Origin of the sequence: Methylobacterium platani, assembly GCF_001653715.1 — a bacterium.
GTDB lineage: Bacteria > Pseudomonadota > Alphaproteobacteria > Rhizobiales > Beijerinckiaceae > Methylobacterium > Methylobacterium platani.
In genome coordinates, this window is record NZ_LWHQ01000048.1 from 21,527 (window position 1) to 36,738 (window position 15,212).

Sequence of the window (15,212 nt, forward strand, 5' to 3'; positions counted from 1 at the left end):
GCCGACCACGGGTGACCCATGACCGCCGTCCACGCCGCCCCGTCCCTGCCGGAGGTGCTCGATCGCCTCGACCGCCTGACCGACTGGGAGAAGCGGCCGCGGGGCGGGATGCGGGTCGGGCTCGCCCCGATGCGCGACCTGCTCCACCGCCTCGGCGAGCCGCAGGCGTCCCTGCGGGTGATCCATGTCGCCGGCACCAAGGGCAAGGGCTCGGTCTGCGCGCTGATCGAGGCCGGGCTGATGCGGGCGGGCCTGCGGGTCGGGTGCTACGCCTCGCCCCACGTCGAATCCGTCGTCGAACGGGTCTGCCTCCAGGGCCGGCCGGTGGGGGAGGCGGTGCTCGCCCGGGCGCTGGCCCGGGCCCTCGACGCCCACGAGGCGGCGCGGCGCGACGACACGGCGGGCGCCGACGCGACCTGGTTCGACGTGCTGACCGCCGCCGCCCTGGCGGTCTTCGGCGAGGCCGGGCTCGACTGGGCGGTGATCGAGGTCGGGCTCGGCGGGCGCCTCGATTCGACCAACGCGGTCGACGGCGCGGTGGCGGTCGTCACCAATATCGGGCTCGAGCACACCGAGATCCTCGGCGACACCCGCGCGGCGATCGCCGCCGAGAAGGTCGGCATCCTCAAGCCCGGCGCCGGCCTCGTCACCACCCTGCCCCCGGACGACGAGGCCGGCGCCGTCCTGGCCGCCCGCGCGGCTGCCCTCGGCTGCCCGGTGCTGCGGCCGCCCGCGCCGGGCGGATCGATCGCGCAGGAGAATGCCGGCCTCGCCGGCCTCGTCCTCGGCTATCTCGGCGCGGGCGGGGCGCGGGGCCGCGACGGATCCCCGCTCGGCGCCGGGCTGCTCGACGCCGCGGCCCGCGCTGGCGCAGTCCTGCCGGGACGGCTCGAACGCCGCGCGCTCCGCACCGCCCACGGCCCGGTGCCGGTGGTGCTCGACGGCGCCCACGTTCCGTTCAACCTCGCGGCGGTGATGCGCGACCTCGGCCGCGACCCGGATCTCGCCGGGCCCTGTACCGCCCTCGTGGCGCTCGCGGGCGACAAGGATGCGGCCGGCTTCCTGGCGGTGCTCGCCCGGCACGCGGGCTATGTGGTCGCGACCGAGATGCCGGAACGGCGCGGGCACGCCGCCGCCGCGCTCCGGGCGCTCGCCGCCGCGGAAGGGGTGGAGGCCGAGGCGGTCGCGATGCCGGACGCCGCCCTCGCCCGGGCGGCGGACCTCGCGGCCCGCCGCGGCGGCTGGCTCCTGGTCACCGGCTCGCTCCACCTCGTCGGCGCCCTGCGGGGCGCGACCGACCCGTCGTGAGGACGGAAGCCGGCCTTCCCGCGACGGCGGGCCTCATGCGAAATCCGATCGATTGCTGCGCAATGCGGATTTCGGCTCCGCTCAGGCGTGTGAGGCCCGCGGCTTCACCGCGCGGGCCGGTGATGCGCGATCCCCGCCCTCGGTGCCCTCCGACGGCGGCCGCGGCCACACCCTCTGCCGGATATACTGCTCGACCGCGAAGGCACCGCCTCCCAGAACGGTCAGGGCCAGGATGGCCTCGCGAAAATCGCCAGGATTCGTCATCTCATCGGCTCCCGGATAGAGTATCGTTCCTCAGGTTCCGCAGCGTCGCGATGATCGCCGCACCGTATCAATGACCGAAGATCTTCCCGGTTTCAGGCTCTCGTCCTGATTCCGGCATTCGCAGCGTTACGATTTTTTAATGCATCCCCGCCCGGGCGGGCCGCGCCCGTCGGGGGCCGGACCGGGCGTGATCCTACCGCAGCAGCGCCAGGGCCACCGGCACGAGCACCGCGGTCAAAAAGGCGTTGAGCCCCATGGCGATGCCCGCGAAGGTGCCGGCGACCTCGCTGACCTGGAAGGCGCGGGCGGTGCCGATGCCGTGGGCGGCAAGCCCCACCGCGAAGCCGCGGGCGCGGTAATCCTTGATGCCGAGGCGGTCGAGGAGCGGCGTTACCATGATGGCGCCGAGGATGCCGGTGAGGATCACCAGGACGGCGGTCAGCGTCGGGTCGCCGCCGAGCGCCGAGGTGATGCCCATCGCGACGCTGGCGGTGACGGATTTCGGCGCGAGCGCGACCAGGATCGCGTCCGGCACGCCGAGGAGCTTCGCCGTGCCGATGCCGGCGACGAGGGCCACGGTCGAGCCGACCACGAGGGCGGCCAGCATCGGCAGCAGGACCCGCGTCACCGTCTTGCGGTGCTCGTAGAGCGGGATCGCGAGCGCGACCGTGGCGGGGCCGAGCAGGAAGTGCACGAACTGCGCGCCCTCGAAATAGACCGCGTAGGGCGTGCGGGTCACGACCAGCACCAGGCCGACCATCCAGATCGCGTGCAGCACCGGGTTCGCCAGCGGGTGGCGGCCGGTGGCGGCGGAGACCCGGTCGGCGATCACGTAGGCCGTGAGCGTCACGGTGAGCCACAAGAGCGGCGTGCGCGACAGGAACACCCAGAGGGCGAAGTCGCCGCTCATCGCCCGGTCCGCCTCGCGACGAACGAGAAGGTATAGACGGTCGCGACGAGCGCGAGCGCCGTCGAGACCACCAGGGCCACTGCCAGCGCCGGGCCGTGGGCGGCCAGCACGTCGAGCCGCCCGATCACGCCGGCCCCGGCCGGCACGAACAGCAGCGACAGATGGGCGAGCAGCCCCTTGCCGGTGCGCTCCAGCGTGCCGTCGGTGAGCGGCGCCGGCAGGCCGCCGGGCCGGCGGTCGCGCAGGCCGAGCACCCCGAGGAGCAGCGCCATGCCGATCACCGGGCCGGGGACCGGGAGCGCGAAGGTGCGGGCGAGGATCTCGCCGGCGAGCTGGCACAGGAGCAGCAGGGTCAGGCTGAGGATCATGACGCCGCGACGGCCTCCGCCGTCGCGGCCGTTCCGGCGAGCCAATGGTCGAGGAAGGCGTCGAGCCAGGCCGCGACGCGGCCGTCATGCATCAGCCGGCCCTCGATCTGGCGCGCCCGGTCCTGCGCACCGGGCAGGCGCAGGCGCTCGGCCGCCCGCACGGTCCAGCGGCAGATCATGGCGTGGGTGACCTCGGGATGGAACTGGAGGCCGAAGGCCGAGGGCCCGACCCGGATCGCCTGGGTGGGGAAGTCGTCGCCGGTGGCGAGCGTCTCGGCCCCGGCCGGGCAGGTGAAGCCCTCGCGGTGCCAGTGATAGACGTGGGACGGCCAGGGCTGGCCGATCTCGCCCGCGAACTCCTCCCCCGCCACGGTCGGCAGGAGCGGATAGTAACCGATCTCGGCCCGTCCCTCCGGATGGGCGCAGACCGTGGCGCCGAGGCACTTCGCCAGCATCTGCGCGCCCAGGCACAGGCCGAGGAACGGCCGCTCCTCGCGCAAGGCGACCCGGATCCAGTCGATCTCCTCGCGCACGAAGGCGTCGCCGTCGTTGGCGCTCATCGGCCCGCCGAAGATCACCGCGCCGGCATGGTCGTGCAGGGTCTCCGGCAGCGGGTCGCCGTACCGGGGGCGGCGGATGTCGAGGGCGTGGCCGCGCTCCAGGAACAGCCGGCCGAGGCGACCGGGGGTCGATTGCTCCTGGTGCAGGACCAGCAGCACGGGCCGGCGCTCGGGCTGCACCCCGTCGCGCGGTCGCGTCGTCGCGAGAGTCATCGGGCCGGCACCTGCTGCGCCGGCAGCCCCGCCAGGGCGACCGCCCGGGTGGCGGTGATCGCCGCGTCGTCGAAGCCGAGGAGCTGGCCGAGGCGCCAGACGAGGTCGTCCTCGAATTCGTGCACCTGCCCGTCGGCGGCGGCGACCGCCCAGGCGAGGCCGAGCAGCCCGCGCCGCTCCTCCTCCGGGACGTCGCGGCCGATCATCTCGACGAGCTCGGCCACGTCGCGGGTCTCGTCGTCGAAGCTGATGGCGCGCGCGATCAGCGCCCTCGCCTGCGCCTCGGTCGTGGCGAAGCGATGCGTCAGCAGGCGCGCGAGACGGTCGCGCTCCACGGCCGCGAGGGTTCCGTCGACCCGCGCCACGTGGACGAGCAGGGCCGCGGCGGCGAGGTGCTGCTCGTCCCCGGCATCGGGCGGCGAGGCGGGCGCGCCGAACATCTCGGCGGCGTAGGCGCGAAGGCGGGCGATCAGGGGCATTGGGGAGATTGAGATATTTCGGCTCATCATGGTCGGGATTCGACGCCCCCGCGTCAAGCGCCCCGGGCGCCGGAGCGGGCCGGCGAGCCCTGCACCGGCGGTCTGCGGCCCGCCGCCCCCCGCCTCCGGCCCGTGCCCGCCGCTCGGTGCGCCCGGCGCTGATCGGCCACTCGGCGCGCCGAGCGCTGATCGGCCAGTCCGCGCGCCGAGCGCGCTTGCCAAGCCGGTGCGGCGCAGGTATGAGGTCGCCCATCGATCGCCGGTTCAGCCGGCTCGGTCGGCGCCGCAATAGCTCAGCTGGTAGAGCACCTCATTCGTAATGAGGGGGTCGGGGGTTCGAATCCCTCTTGCGGCACCACTCCCCTCGATGATCGAACGGACGAGACGCCCCGCCCGGCGAGGCCGTCGGCACGTCCCCCTCCCCCGACAGAGCGTGTGACCGATGCGGCGTTCCCTCGCGCCCGGTGCGTCCGAAGCGGCGCGGCTGGCCTCCTGGACCGAACTCGACACCGGCCCGATTCCCGGGACGACCGGCGCCCTGCGCCTGGTGCGGCGCGACGACGAGCACCTGATCGTCGTCGACGGCATGGAGCTGATGGGCAGCCATCGCAGCGGTTCGGAGCGCGAGCTCGCGCTGCTCGCCTGCGGGGCCCTGCGCGACCATCCGGCGCCGCGGGTGCTGATCGGCGGGCTCGGCATGGGCTTCACCCTGCGCGCGGCGCTCGCGGTGCTCGGGCCGCAGGCGCGTGTGGTGGTGGCGGAGCTGGTGCCGGCCGTGGTGGCCTGGGCCCGCGGTCCCCTCGCCCCCATCTTCGGCGACTGCCTCGACGACCCGCGGGTCGAGATCCGCGAGGGCGACGTCAACCGGGTGATCCAGTCCGGGCCGGAGGCCTGGGACGCCATCCTGCTCGATGTCGACAACGGCCCGCGCGGCCTTGTCAGCCGGGGGAACGACCGGCTCTACGACGTCTGGGGGCTCAAGCGGGCGCGCTGGAGCCTGCGCCCGGGCGGGCGGCTCGCCGTCTGGTCCGGCTGTCCGGACCGCAAGTTCAAGGCCCGGCTGCAGCGCACCGGCTTTGCCGTCGCGGAGCATCGCATCCGCTCCGAGCGCCCGGGGCGGACGCCGCACGTGGTCTGGATCGCGACGCGCCCGGGCGCGTGAGGCCCCGCGACCCCGGACGCCTCAGGGCACCGTGAGCAGCGGCACCGCCATCACCAGGGTGATGGCGAGCGCCAGCGCGCAGGCCAGGGCGAAGGACACGCATCGCCCGGCAAGACCGGGCCGGTCGCCCCAGGTCTTCCGCGGCAGATGTCCGGAACCCGGTCCGACCATGGCGAGACGACTCGTCGTTGAGAAGAAGCTCGGCCGCGTCATAGCACGACGGCCGGGGCGCGGGTCGCCGCGGGGACGGCCGGCGTCTCAAAGACATGTGCGGCCGTCTCAAATCGGCGGGCCTCGCTCCGCCGGGCCCTCGGAGCCGCTGTCGGCTGGCCCGTCGCGCGCGACGGCGATCCGTCCGGCACGACCGGCGCCCGCTCGATCACGCAGGGCGCGGGCGATCCCGGGGGGCGGCTTGACGGTCGAAGGCGGTTCGCGCATCGCTCGACGACGAATGATGGCGGCAGGGGATCCGTGCCCGCCGAGCGCTCGTTCCGGCCGCCCGGCACGCGCGCTGCGCCCGGTCCGAGCGGTGCCGAGCGGACGGGCGGCCCCGGGGCGACGGATGCTGGCGCGATGGCGGAGCGGGCGGACGACGCGGTGACGGATTTCCGGCTGGCGCGGCTCGCCGCCCAAGCTCAATTCGCCGTCTGGCACGATCTGGTGCAGCCGCTCTTCCGCCCGAGCCTCGAGGCGGAGGCCGCCGCGACCTTCCGGGCCGAGGCGAAGGCCGCGCCGATCGCCGACGCGCTCCTGGTCGAGACCAGTTCGTGCGCGCAGTCCTTCGAGCGCACGATGGACGACGTGCGCAGCGTCGGCTGGGACCACGTCGTGATCCAGCACTACGTCAGCGGCGGGTTCGAGGGCCTGTGCGGCGACAGGACGGTCGCCGTCGAGGCCGGCGACGTCAACATCCTCGACCTCAACCGCACCCTGCGCACCCGGGCGACGGACTTCGCCAACGTGACCCTGGTGATGCCGCGGGACCGGCTGTCGATCGCCGGCTCGCACGACCTCCACGGCCGCTCGATCGGCCGGTCGAGCGCGCTCGCGGCGCTGATCGGCGGCCACATGGGGAGCCTCGCCCGGCATGCCGACGCGCTCTCCCCCCGGGAGGCCGGCAGCGCCCTCGAGGCGCTCTGCCTGCTCCTCGCCGGCAGCGACCTGCGCGAGGCCGACCCGCTCGTGCGCGCCGCCGCCGGCGCCAGCGTGCATGAGCGGATCTGCACCTATATCGACCGGCATCTCGACGACCCGGCCCTGAGCCCCGCCGGCATCGCCGCGGCCTGCCGGGTGTCGCGCGCCACCCTGTACCGGCTGTTCGGCTTCGACGGCGGCGTCATGGCCTATATCGCCGGGCGCCGGCTCGACCGGGCCTTCATCGCCCTGAGCCGGCCCGATCGCCGGCCGGCCAGCATCGCGCAGATCGCCCATCGCAGCGGCTTCAGCAGCGAGAGCCATTTCAGCCGCTCGTTCCGCAGCCGCTTCGCGATGACCCCGCGGGAGGCCCGCCGCCTCGCCGAGGAGGGCCTGCGGCCCCTCGCGGCGGCGGCCGGGCTGGGGCCGCGCGCCTGGGTGGACCGGATCAGGCTCCTGCGCGAGACGTTCTGACCGGGACGCGGCCGGCCGCTACGGCAGCGCGCCGATGTGTTCCTTGGCCCGGGTCATGGTGTCCTCGCAGGCCCGTTCGTCGCCGGCGCGGTCCTGCTGGCGGGCCTTGTCGATGAGGCCGCGCGCCTCGGCGATCCGGCCGGCATCCGGCACCGTCGCCGGGTCGCTCGGCCGGCCCGCGGGCGGTGCCGCCAGGGCCTTGGGCGAGCCCTGCGCCGTCGGCGTGCCGCCGGTCACCGCCTTGGCTCCCGGGCTCTCGAGCCGGCGCTCGATGGTGGCGATCTGCTCCGCGCAGGGCGTCGCGGCGGCGGCGGTGGCGACGAGCGGGATCAGGGACGAGACCCCGATCGAGAGGACGCGCAGCACGGTGGTCTCCTGCCTTCGGACGGCCGCTTCTCGCGGGCGGCGACCGCGGGCAACGATCCGCCGGGGCTTCGGTTCGCGGCCGGGCGCGGCGGCGATGTCGCACGGCGGAGGGAGGACCGGTCGCCGGATCCGCGCGTCAGAGCCGGTCCGGCCGCGCCGCCGCCCGGACGAGGCGCAGCACCTCGTGGCGGGCCGCGGGATCCGTGATCCTGCCGAAGGCGCGCAGGAGCTCGATCGCCTGGCGCTCGATCTCCATCCGGTCGTCGCCCCCTTCGCCCTCCGCCGGCCCCGCGGCGGAGAGCGGGTCGAGGGGGACGCCGAGCAGCGCCTCGATCCTGCGCAGGCGCTGCGCCGAGACGCTCCCGGGGGACGCGCCGCCGCGGCAGGCCCGCGGCCAGCCGCCGCGATCGAACACGCCATCGGACATCGGCATCTCCCGCCCTCGCGCCCGGTGCCTGCCGCGTTGCCCGCACCCCGATCGGCCGCCGCACCGTGAAAGTCAGATTATTGTCGCAGTCATTCGCAGACAAACAAGAACGATATGTTTACGCACTTTAGCGGAGCCGCGGCCCCGAGCCCCGAGCGCGGCGCGGCGGCGGCAGGGCCCAGCCATTCCCGACGGGCATGCCTCCTGCGGGCGGCGTCGCCTTACACAGGCGGGCCACCCCGCCTGACCCAGGCGCGACCTGCCCCGAGGACCGTGAGCGGACCCGAGCGATGAAGATGTTACCGGGGCGTTCCGGCCCGTCATCCGGACAGGGACCGTCCGGACAAGCCTCGCTGCCGCTCCTCGTCGCCGTGACCATGACCGGGACGGTGGCCCTGCACATCTTCGTGCCGGCGCTCGCGGCCGCCGCGGCCGATCTCGGCACCACGCCGGTCGCCGCACAGCTGACGATCACCCTCTACCTCGTCGGCCTCGCCTGCGGGCAGCTGGTCTACGGGCCGCTCTCGGACCGGTTCGGCCGGCGCCCGGTGCTGATCGCCGGCCTGTCGCTCTACCTGGCGGGGCTGCTCCTCGCGATCCCCGCCACCTCGATCGAGGTGCTGATCGTCGCCCGGGTGCTGCAGTCGCTCGGGGCCTGCGGATCGCTGGTCCTCGGCCGGGCGATGGTGCGGGACGTCTCGACCGCGACGGATGCGGCGCGCAAGATCGCGATCCTCACCATGGCGATGACGCTGACCCCGGCGCTCGCGCCCGCGATCGGCGGCCTCGTCGCCGGTGCCTTCGGCTGGCGCGCGGTGTTCGTGGTGCTCGCCGCGGTTGTGGCGGGGCTCGGCGCGCTGGTGGTGCTGACGCTGCCGGAGACCAACCGGCGGCCGGTCGCGCTGCCGGGGGTCGGCGCCGTCGCCGGTGCCTACCTGCGGCTCCTGCGCAATCCCGCCTACCGGGCCTACATGATCGCCGGGGCCTGCGCCGGCACCAGCCTCTACGCCTTCCTGGCGGTGGCGCCGTTCCTCCTCGTCGACCGGCTCGGCCGCTCGTCGCAGGAAGTGGGGCTCGACTGCCTGATCGTGGTCGCCGGGATGGTGGTCGGCTCCGCCCTCGCCGGGCGCCTCGCCGGCCGGGTGCCGATCCTGCGCGCCGCCAGGGTGGGCAACGGCATCTGCCTCGCCGCCGCCCTGGCGCTCCTGGCGATCGACCGCGCCGGCGCGCTCAACGTCGCGACCCTGCTCGCGCCGCTCGTGCTCTACGCGGTCGGCATCGGCCTTCTCGGGCCGAACGCGGTGGCGGGCCTGATGAACGTCGATCCCCACGCCGCCGGCTCGGCCTCCAGCCTCTACGGCTTCATGCAGATGGCGCTCGGCGCTCTGTTCACCCTCGCGGTCGCGGCCTGGCACGACGGCTCGGCCGCCCCGGTGGCGGTGACGCTGCTCGCCGCCTCGACGATCGCCGCCCTGTCCCTGCGGAGGGCCTGAGCCGGGCGGCGGCCCTGTGAACACACGTTAACCTTTTCTTAACTCGGCCGTTGCCCCGACGGACCCGGCGTGCGACCAACTCGTTAACGAGAGCTTAACGGTTGCGGGTGCGGGTCGATGTGTATCGCGGGTCGCCGGAATGGAATCGGAATCGCAGCGGCCGTCGCCGCCGCCCTCCTCGTCTCGGCGAGCGGCGCCGGCAGCCAGACCCTGGCCGCCCTGCCCGCCGTCAGCATCCCGGCGGCCTTCGTCGGCGAGGCCCGGCCGGTCCCGGCCTGGACCGAGTTCTGCGCCCGCTACGCCTCCGAATGCGCCGTCGACCCGAGCGAGCCGGCCCAGGTCACCCTCACCCCGCGGCTGTGGCAGACGGTCACCGGCATCAACCGCCAGGTCAATACCGGCCTTCGCGCCGTCACCGACCAGGAGCACTGGGGCGTGCCGGACCGCTGGGACCTCGCCGAGGACGGCGCGGGCGATTGCGAGGACTTCCAGCTGCTCAAGCGCAAGCTGCTGGCCCAGGCCGGGCTGCCGCGCCGCGCGATGCGGATGACCGTAGTGATCGACGAGAAGGGCGAGGGCCACGCCGTCCTGATGCTGCGCACCGACCGCGGCGACCTCGTCCTCGACAACAAGACGAGCGCCGTGCTGCCCTGGCACAAGACCGGCTACACCTACATCAAGCGCGAGGGCGACGAGGGCGCGCGCTGGGTCTCCCTCGGCCGGGCGGTGTCGCCGGTCGTCACCGCGAATCGCTGAGCTCGGCCCCGTAGCGGGCGGCCAGGGCCTCGCTCGCCAGCGCCGCGCTGCCGTTGGTCCAGGGCAGCGCCAGCACCACCCGCACGCCGGGCGCCGGCGCCGGGGCGACCGGCCGCGCCAGGGGCGCGGCGATCGGCACCGGATCGAGGGCCGGCCGGAGCGGCACCGCCGCCGCCTCCCGGCCGCCGCGGCTCACGAGCACGCCCGATCCGATCGCGACGATGAGCGCGGCCTGGTAGCCCAGCCGCCGTAAGGTCCTGGCCATTCGAAGAACTCGCCTGTCGGGCGGCGATCGTGTTGTCGGGTCCGTCGCTCGCCTGACACCATCCTCGGCCGTCGCCGCTTAACGCGCGGTCGTCGTCGCGCCGGGGCGGCTCGTCGCCGATCGACGACTTCCGGCGATGCTGAACGGAGGTTTTACACTGCCCTTCATCATCCCATAACCTTGACGGAGCCCGAACGGAGCGGCGCATCGGGTACGCGGGTGGGAAGAGGCCGGCGGCCGCGCTATACTCTCCCGATGAGGATGCGGAACGAGCCGGGGGTGATGCGCATGGGTGGGCCGACGGGACGGACGCTGTCGCGCCTCCTCGCCTGGGGCCTGCTCGCGGGCCTGGCCGGGCCGGAGACCGCCCGGGCGCAATACTACGACGACGGCTACGGCACCCGCCGCCCGCCCGCCTACCGGCCGGCCCCCGCCCCCGAGCCGCAGCGGCAATTCTACTGGCCGTGGGAGGACCGCCCGGCCGCGCAGCCGCAGGCGCAGGATCCGGGCCGGCCCGCCTATCGCGGCGCCTACCGGACCCCGCGGCCGCGGCGCGAGCGGGAGCGCGAACGCGAGGTCGCCCACAGCCGCGAGGGCCGCTCGGTGCAGCGGCCCAAGCCCCGCCCGGCCCCGGCCGTGGCGCGCCCCGCCGCCCCGAAGCCCAAGACCGATCCGCACGTGCAGGTCGCGGTGTTCGGCGATTCCCTCGCCGATCTCCTCGGCCAGGGCCTCGACACCGTCTACGAGGCCAATCCCGACGTCGTGGTGATCCGCCGCGCCAAGGGCGACAGCGGCCTGGTGCGCAAGGACGTGATCGACTGGCCGAAGGCGGCGGAGGATTACCTCAAGGCGAACCCGAAGGTGACCTACGCGGTGGTGATGGTCGGCGCCAACGACCGCCAGCCGCTGCGCGACGGCGACCAGACCCTCGACCCGTTGAGCGAGCGCTGGCGCGCCGTCTACCGCGACCGGGTCGACGCCCTGCTGAAGGTCTTCACCGACCGCAAGGTGCCGGTGGTATGGGTCGGCGAGCCGCCGATGAAGAGCGAGGCGCTCTCGGCCGACATCACCTCGCTCAACGAGATCGCCCGCGACCGCGTGCAGCGCGCAGGCGGCGTCTACGTCGACATCTGGCCCGCCTTCGTCGACGAGAGCAACCGCTACGCCGCGACCGGGCCGGATCTCGAGGGGCGGCAGGCGAAGCTGCGCACCGCCGACGGCGTCCACTTCACCCAGGCCGGCGCGCGCAAGGCGGCGCATTTCGCCGATGTCGAGATCAAGCGGCTGATCGAGGCGAAGGGCGGCACCCCCGCCCTGCCGGACGCGGTCTCCACGCTGACCCCGGAGGCTCCCCCGGCGGCGGGCCTCCCCAAGCTCGACGACGACGCGGCGATCGACCGGCTCATCACCGCGATGCTGCCGAGCCTGCCGGAGCCGCCGGGCATCCCGGCCTTGCCGGTCAAGCCGGCCGCCGGCCCGGTGCTGCCGCTGACCCGCAACGAGGTCGCGCCGAACGGCACCCTCGTCAACGGCCGCCCCCGGGTCGAGGGCGAGGCCGGCTATACCCTGGAGCGCAGCCTGACCCGCGGCGTGGCGCCCCCGCCCCAGCCCGGCCGGGCGGACGATTTCCGCTGGCCGCGGGGGTGATACCGTTTCCGCATCGCGGAGCGATCAGCCGGAAACCGTAGAACGGGGTTTCGCTCGCCCCGGCAAGACTGACGCGCACCTCGTCGCCCCGGGGGCTCGCCGGGGACGAGGGTCAGGGATCCATCGACACCGACGATTGCGGATCGCGTCTCGCTCGCCTCCGAATCGTGGGCGTCCGTGGCTCCCGGGTCCCGCAGCGCGGCCCAGGAGCGACGATGGCGGCAATCGATTCCGTCGCGCCGTCACGGCGACGGACAGCCCGCCGGGCGTTACCGCCTCTTCCCCGGCCGCTTGAACACCCCGACGATCTCGACGTGCGGCGAGTGCCGGAACTGGTCGACCGGCGTCACCGCCTCCAGGCGGTAGCCGCCGCGCACCAGCAATGCCGCGTCGCGGGCGAAGCTGCCGGCGTCGCAGGAGACGCCGACCACCACCGGCACCTTCGATTCGGCGATCCGGGCGCTCTGCGCCTCGGCGCCGGCCCGCGGCGGGTCGAACACCACCGCGTCGTGCCGGTCGAGCTCCGGCGCCAGGAGCGGGCGGCGGAACAGGTCGCGGCGCTCGGTCGTGACGGTGCGCAGGCCCGGCGTCTCGCGGAAGGCGCGGTCGAGGGCCTTGAGCGCTCCCTCCTCGCCCTCGACGGCGTGGACGGTGTGCGCTTCCGCGAGCGCCAGCGAGAACGCGCCGGCACCGGAGAACAGGTCGACCACGCGCTTGGCCTTGGCCACCCCCTCGACGACGAGGCGGGCGAGCGTCGCCTCGCCCTCCGCGGTGGCCTGCAGGAAGCCGCCGGCCGGCGGCACCAGCCGGGACCGGCCGACCGGGATCTCCGGCGGGCGGCGTGCGATCAGCACCTCGCCGTGGAGCGAGAGCCGGGCGAGGTCGAGGTCGCCGGCGAGCAGCACCAGGGTCTGGCGCGCCCGCTCGGAGGCCGGCCCGTGGCCGCGGATGTCGACGTCGAGACCCGTCGCCGTGGCGGTCACCTGCACGTCGAGCGGCTTGCCGCCACCGCCCCCGAGGGGACGGCTGAGCACGCGGGCGACCTCGGGGGCGCGGTGCAGGGCGGATTCGGTGATCGGGCAATGGTCGATGGCGACGAGCGCGTGGCTGCGCGCCGCCATGAACCCGGCCTGCGGCCCGCCGTTCGGCGGGCGCCCGCCGTCGCCGGCGCGCACGTGCAGGGTGATGCGGCGGCGCCCCGATCCGTGGGCATCGACGAGCGGCGCCACCGGCGCCTCGATCCCGGCCCGCGCCAGCGCCCCGACGACGAGGTCGCGCTTCCACGCGGCATAGGGAGCGGCGGCGAGGTGCTGGATCGCGCAGCCGCCGCAGGTGCCGAAATACGGGCAGAACGGCGTGATCCGGTCGGGCGACGCCGTCAGCACCGCGTCGAGCCGGGCGCGGGGCGGGCGGGTGCCCTCCTCCGGCTCCGCCCGGACCGTCTCGCCCGGCAGCGCACCCGGCACCACGACGCCGTCCGCCGTCACCCCGTCGCCGCGCAGGCCGAGGCGGGCGATCTCCATCGTCTCGCTCATCGTCCCGTCTCCCGCACCGCGCCGATCAGGAATTCCCGGTTCCCGTCGCCGCCCTCGATCGGCGACGGGATCAGCCCGCGGACCGCGAAGCCCAGCGCCGCGACGAGATCGCGGACCGCCGAGCAGACCGCGTCCTGCACGCCCGCGTCCCGCACCAGACCGCCGCGGCCGACATGCTCCCGGCCCGCCTCGAATTGCGGCTTGATCAAAGCCGCGAGCGCGGCGCCGGGCGCCAGGAGCGGGACCACGGGCGGCAGGACCAGCCGCAGGGAAATGAAGCTCACGTCGATCACCAGGAGGGAGGGCGGTTCGGGAAAGGGTTCGAGCGAGCGGGCATCGGTCGCCTCGCGCACCGCGACCCGGGGATCGCCGGCGAGGCTCGGATGGAGCTGGAAGCGGCCGACATCGACGGCGTGGACGAAAGCCGCGCCGCGGCGCAGCAGCACGTCGGTGAAGCCGCCGGTCGAGGCGCCGACATCGACGCAGATGCGGCCTGCCGGGTCGATCGCGAAGGCGTCGAGGGCGGCGGCGAGCTTGAGGCCGCCGCGGGAGACGTAGGGGTGCGGCGCCTCGGCGACGATCACGGCATGCCGGGCGATCAGGTCGGAGGCTTTGCGCACGACGACGCCGTCGGCCCGCACCAGCCCGGCCTCGATCGCCCCTTGCGCCCGCGCCCGGCTCTCGAAATGGCCCGCCTCCACCAGGAGGCGGTCGGCCCGCAGCCGCTCGCCCGTCGTCATCGCCCGCGATCCTTGGTCGTGTATCACCGCTTCCGTCGCCGCTTCGCCCATCGCAGGGCGTCCCCGCCGGCGCCGGATGCCCTAGCTATACGGCGACACACGAGGAGAGTGTACGTGATGAGACATATCGTGCTCGCGAGCGCCCTGGGCCTCGTCCTGGCGGCTCCGGCCCTGGCGCAGGACAAGGCCGCTCAAGAGAAGCCGGCGGCGCCGACGACCTACGACGCGCCGATCGTCAACAACAAGGGGGAGACGATCGGCAAGATCGCGCTCCGGGACGGCGCCAACACCCTGGTGATGCGGGTCACGATCCAGCCCGGCGGCCTGCCGCCCGGCTGGCACGGCATCCACTTCCACGCGGTGGGCAGCTGCGCCGACACCGACAAGTTTCAGGAGTCGAAGGCGCACGTCAATCACGACAACGCCAAGCACGGCCTGCTGAATCCGGAAGGCCCCGACGAGGGCGACCTGCCGAACGTCTACGCCAATGCCGACGGCTCGGTGAATGCCGAGGTGTCGAGCGACACGCCGATGACCGGCGAGGGCGGCCTGAAGGACAATGACGGCTCGGCCCTGATCATCCACGCCAACGAGGACGACCACGCCACGCAGCCGATCGGCAATGCGGGCGCCCGCATCGCCTGCGCGGTGATCAAGTAGCCTGGACCGGGCCGCATCCGGTGGACGCGGCCCGGTTCCGGTTCAGCGCTGGCGCCGGGCGACGCTGACGACGTTGCTGGCGGGCTTCGTCTCGCGCGCCGGCAGGATCGCCTCGACGGTCCTGACGATCGCGGCCGCGTCGAGGCCCGCTTCCGCGTACATCCGATCCGGCGTGTCGTGCTCCTGGTAGCTGTCCGGCAGCGTCAGCGTCCGCACCCGCACCGTGCCGTCGTCGAGCGCGCCGCGCGACGACAGCAGGTGCAGCACCATCGCGCCGAAACCCCCGACCGATCCCTCTTCCAGCGTCACCAGGACCTCGTGGCTGCCCGCGAGATCCAGGATCAGCGCCTCGTCCAGCGGCTTGGCGAACCGCGCATCCGCCACCGTCACGCCGATGCCCGACGCCTCCAGACGCTCCGCCGCCTTCACGGCTTCCGCCAGGCGCGTCCCG

General features: G+C 74.4%; 18 protein-coding genes and 1 tRNA gene. 8 read left to right on the forward strand and 11 right to left on the reverse strand.

Features of this window, described 5'->3' with window-relative positions; all coding sequences use genetic code 11:
* The first annotated feature begins 18 nt into the window (after window positions 1-18).
* On the forward strand, window positions 19-1,308 hold the full coding sequence (locus A5481_RS24260) for a bifunctional folylpolyglutamate synthase/dihydrofolate synthase (RefSeq protein ID WP_048432481.1): 1,290 nt from the start codon (window positions 19-21) through the stop codon (window positions 1,306-1,308).
* Between the two features lie 457 nt (window positions 1,309-1,765).
* Here the strand turns inward: A5481_RS24260 and A5481_RS24265 are convergent, their stop codons facing one another.
* The 4 genes from A5481_RS24265 to A5481_RS24280 are packed head-to-tail and all read right to left on the reverse strand — an operon-like array spanning window position 1,766 to window position 4,102.
* Entirely contained in the window at window positions 1,766-2,482 is a 717-nt protein-coding gene (locus tag A5481_RS24265) for an LrgB family protein (protein WP_048432482.1), read from the reverse strand.
* Complete coding sequence (locus A5481_RS24270; RefSeq protein WP_048432483.1) at window positions 2,479-2,850, reverse strand: CidA/LrgA family protein; 372 nt, start codon at window positions 2,848-2,850, stop codon at window positions 2,479-2,481. Before A5481_RS24270 ends, A5481_RS24265 begins: the two co-directional genes overlap by 4 nt.
* Window positions 2,847-3,623, reverse strand: coding sequence for a glutamine amidotransferase (locus A5481_RS24275; RefSeq protein ID WP_048432484.1), 777 nt, complete (start codon window positions 3,621-3,623; stop codon window positions 2,847-2,849). The genes A5481_RS24270 and A5481_RS24275 overlap by 4 nt, the downstream gene beginning before the upstream one ends.
* Window positions 3,620-4,102, reverse strand: coding sequence for a tellurite resistance TerB family protein (locus A5481_RS24280; RefSeq protein ID WP_048432485.1), 483 nt, complete (start codon window positions 4,100-4,102; stop codon window positions 3,620-3,622). Before A5481_RS24280 ends, A5481_RS24275 begins: the two co-directional genes overlap by 4 nt.
* 282 nt (window positions 4,103-4,384) lie before the next feature.
* Here A5481_RS24280 and A5481_RS24285 point away from each other — a divergent pair.
* Together A5481_RS24285 and A5481_RS24290 are read left to right on the forward strand one after the other, a co-directional pair.
* Window positions 4,385-4,460: transfer RNA gene (locus tag A5481_RS24285), tRNA-Thr, on the forward strand.
* Between the two features lie 126 nt (window positions 4,461-4,586).
* Window positions 4,587-5,264: a spermidine synthase gene (locus A5481_RS24290; protein WP_425350212.1), complete on the forward strand. Its 678-nt coding sequence runs from the start codon at window positions 4,587-4,589 to the stop codon at window positions 5,262-5,264.
* 21 nt (window positions 5,265-5,285) lie between these two features.
* Here the strand turns inward: A5481_RS24290 and A5481_RS33855 are convergent, their stop codons facing one another.
* Window positions 5,286-5,435, reverse strand: coding sequence for a hypothetical protein (locus A5481_RS33855; RefSeq protein ID WP_156312163.1), 150 nt, complete (start codon window positions 5,433-5,435; stop codon window positions 5,286-5,288).
* Window positions 5,436-5,837: 402 nt separating this feature from the next.
* Here A5481_RS33855 and A5481_RS24295 point away from each other — a divergent pair, with 402 nt between their 5' ends.
* On the forward strand, window positions 5,838-6,872 hold the full coding sequence (locus tag A5481_RS24295; protein WP_053082602.1) for a helix-turn-helix domain-containing protein: 1,035 nt from the start codon (window positions 5,838-5,840) through the stop codon (window positions 6,870-6,872).
* Window positions 6,873-6,890: 18 nt separating this feature from the next.
* Here the strand turns inward: A5481_RS24295 and A5481_RS24300 are convergent, their stop codons facing one another.
* Together A5481_RS24300 and A5481_RS24305 are read right to left on the reverse strand one after the other, a co-directional pair.
* Entirely contained in the window at window positions 6,891-7,238 is a 348-nt protein-coding gene (locus A5481_RS24300; RefSeq protein ID WP_425339774.1) for a hypothetical protein, read from the reverse strand.
* Window positions 7,239-7,374: 136 nt separating this feature from the next.
* On the reverse strand, window positions 7,375-7,671 hold the full coding sequence (locus tag A5481_RS24305; RefSeq protein WP_064504365.1) for a hypothetical protein: 297 nt from the start codon (window positions 7,669-7,671) through the stop codon (window positions 7,375-7,377).
* A gap of 284 nt (window positions 7,672-7,955) precedes the next feature.
* Between A5481_RS24305 and A5481_RS24310 the strand changes: the two genes are divergently transcribed.
* On the forward strand, window positions 7,956-9,158 hold the full coding sequence (locus tag A5481_RS24310; RefSeq protein ID WP_245239223.1) for a multidrug effflux MFS transporter: 1,203 nt from the start codon (window positions 7,956-7,958) through the stop codon (window positions 9,156-9,158).
* A gap of 117 nt (window positions 9,159-9,275) precedes the next feature.
* Window positions 9,276-9,914 carry a transglutaminase-like cysteine peptidase gene (locus A5481_RS24315; protein ID WP_048437315.1) on the forward strand — a complete coding sequence of 213 codons (639 nt, stop codon included), beginning with the start codon at window positions 9,276-9,278 and terminating at the stop codon, window positions 9,912-9,914.
* Here A5481_RS24315 and A5481_RS24320 read toward each other — a convergent pair.
* Window positions 9,898-10,179: a hypothetical protein gene (locus A5481_RS24320; protein WP_064504366.1), complete on the reverse strand. Its 282-nt coding sequence runs from the start codon at window positions 10,177-10,179 to the stop codon at window positions 9,898-9,900. The genes A5481_RS24315 and A5481_RS24320 overlap by 17 nt on opposite strands.
* 288 nt (window positions 10,180-10,467) lie before the next feature.
* Between A5481_RS24320 and A5481_RS24325 the strand changes: the two genes are divergently transcribed.
* Window positions 10,468-11,826 carry an SGNH/GDSL hydrolase family protein gene (locus A5481_RS24325; protein WP_245298660.1) on the forward strand — a complete coding sequence of 453 codons (1,359 nt, stop codon included), beginning with the start codon at window positions 10,468-10,470 and terminating at the stop codon, window positions 11,824-11,826.
* A gap of 269 nt (window positions 11,827-12,095) precedes the next feature.
* Here the strand turns inward: A5481_RS24325 and A5481_RS24330 are convergent, their stop codons facing one another.
* Both A5481_RS24330 and A5481_RS24335 read right to left on the reverse strand, forming a co-directional pair.
* Window positions 12,096-13,361, reverse strand: coding sequence for a class I SAM-dependent RNA methyltransferase (locus A5481_RS24330; protein ID WP_064504368.1), 1,266 nt, complete (start codon window positions 13,359-13,361; stop codon window positions 12,096-12,098).
* Window positions 13,358-14,101: a TlyA family RNA methyltransferase gene (locus tag A5481_RS24335; RefSeq protein WP_064504369.1), complete on the reverse strand. Its 744-nt coding sequence runs from the start codon at window positions 14,099-14,101 to the stop codon at window positions 13,358-13,360. Before A5481_RS24335 ends, A5481_RS24330 begins: the two co-directional genes overlap by 4 nt.
* Before the next feature lie 117 nt (window positions 14,102-14,218).
* Between A5481_RS24335 and A5481_RS24340 the strand changes: the two genes are divergently transcribed.
* A complete protein-coding gene (locus A5481_RS24340) occupies window positions 14,219-14,761 on the forward strand; it encodes a superoxide dismutase family protein (protein WP_064504370.1) in 543 nt (180 codons plus the stop codon).
* Between the two features lie 42 nt (window positions 14,762-14,803).
* Here A5481_RS24340 and A5481_RS24345 read toward each other — a convergent pair.
* On the reverse strand, window positions 14,804-15,212 hold a 409-nt coding region (locus A5481_RS24345; protein ID WP_280946181.1), incomplete at its 5' end, for a transketolase C-terminal domain-containing protein.

What these genes read in the sequence shown, in the direction of transcription:
- A5481_RS33855 (WP_156312163.1), bottom strand. Translation starts at nt 5,435, where the DNA reads ATGGTCGGACCGGGTTCCGGACATCTGCCGCGGAAGACCTGGGGCGAC.
- A5481_RS24305 (WP_064504365.1), bottom strand. Translation starts at nt 7,671, where the DNA reads ATGCCGATGTCCGATGGCGTGTTCGATCGCGGCGGCTGGCCGCGGGCC.
- A5481_RS24265 (WP_048432482.1), bottom strand. Translation starts at nt 2,482, where the DNA reads ATGAGCGGCGACTTCGCCCTCTGGGTGTTCCTGTCGCGCACGCCGCTC.
- A5481_RS24275 (WP_048432484.1), bottom strand. Translation starts at nt 3,623, where the DNA reads ATGACTCTCGCGACGACGCGACCGCGCGACGGGGTGCAGCCCGAGCGC.
- A5481_RS24340 (WP_064504370.1), top strand. Translation starts at nt 14,219, where the DNA reads ATGAGACATATCGTGCTCGCGAGCGCCCTGGGCCTCGTCCTGGCGGCT.
- A5481_RS24310 (WP_245239223.1), top strand. Translation starts at nt 7,956, where the DNA reads ATGAAGATGTTACCGGGGCGTTCCGGCCCGTCATCCGGACAGGGACCG.
- A5481_RS24335 (WP_064504369.1), bottom strand. Translation starts at nt 14,101, where the DNA reads ATGACGACGGGCGAGCGGCTGCGGGCCGACCGCCTCCTGGTGGAGGCG.
- A5481_RS24280 (WP_048432485.1), bottom strand. Translation starts at nt 4,102, where the DNA reads ATGCCCCTGATCGCCCGCCTTCGCGCCTACGCCGCCGAGATGTTCGGC.
- A5481_RS24270 (WP_048432483.1), bottom strand. Translation starts at nt 2,850, where the DNA reads ATGATCCTCAGCCTGACCCTGCTGCTCCTGTGCCAGCTCGCCGGCGAG.
- A5481_RS24315 (WP_048437315.1), top strand. Translation starts at nt 9,276, where the DNA reads ATGTGTATCGCGGGTCGCCGGAATGGAATCGGAATCGCAGCGGCCGTC.
- A5481_RS24295 (WP_053082602.1), top strand. Translation starts at nt 5,838, where the DNA reads ATGGCGGAGCGGGCGGACGACGCGGTGACGGATTTCCGGCTGGCGCGG.
- A5481_RS24260 (WP_048432481.1), top strand. Translation starts at nt 19, where the DNA reads ATGACCGCCGTCCACGCCGCCCCGTCCCTGCCGGAGGTGCTCGATCGC.
- A5481_RS24320 (WP_064504366.1), bottom strand. Translation starts at nt 10,179, where the DNA reads ATGGCCAGGACCTTACGGCGGCTGGGCTACCAGGCCGCGCTCATCGTC.
- A5481_RS24325 (WP_245298660.1), top strand. Translation starts at nt 10,468, where the DNA reads ATGGGTGGGCCGACGGGACGGACGCTGTCGCGCCTCCTCGCCTGGGGC.
- A5481_RS24330 (WP_064504368.1), bottom strand. Translation starts at nt 13,361, where the DNA reads ATGAGCGAGACGATGGAGATCGCCCGCCTCGGCCTGCGCGGCGACGGG.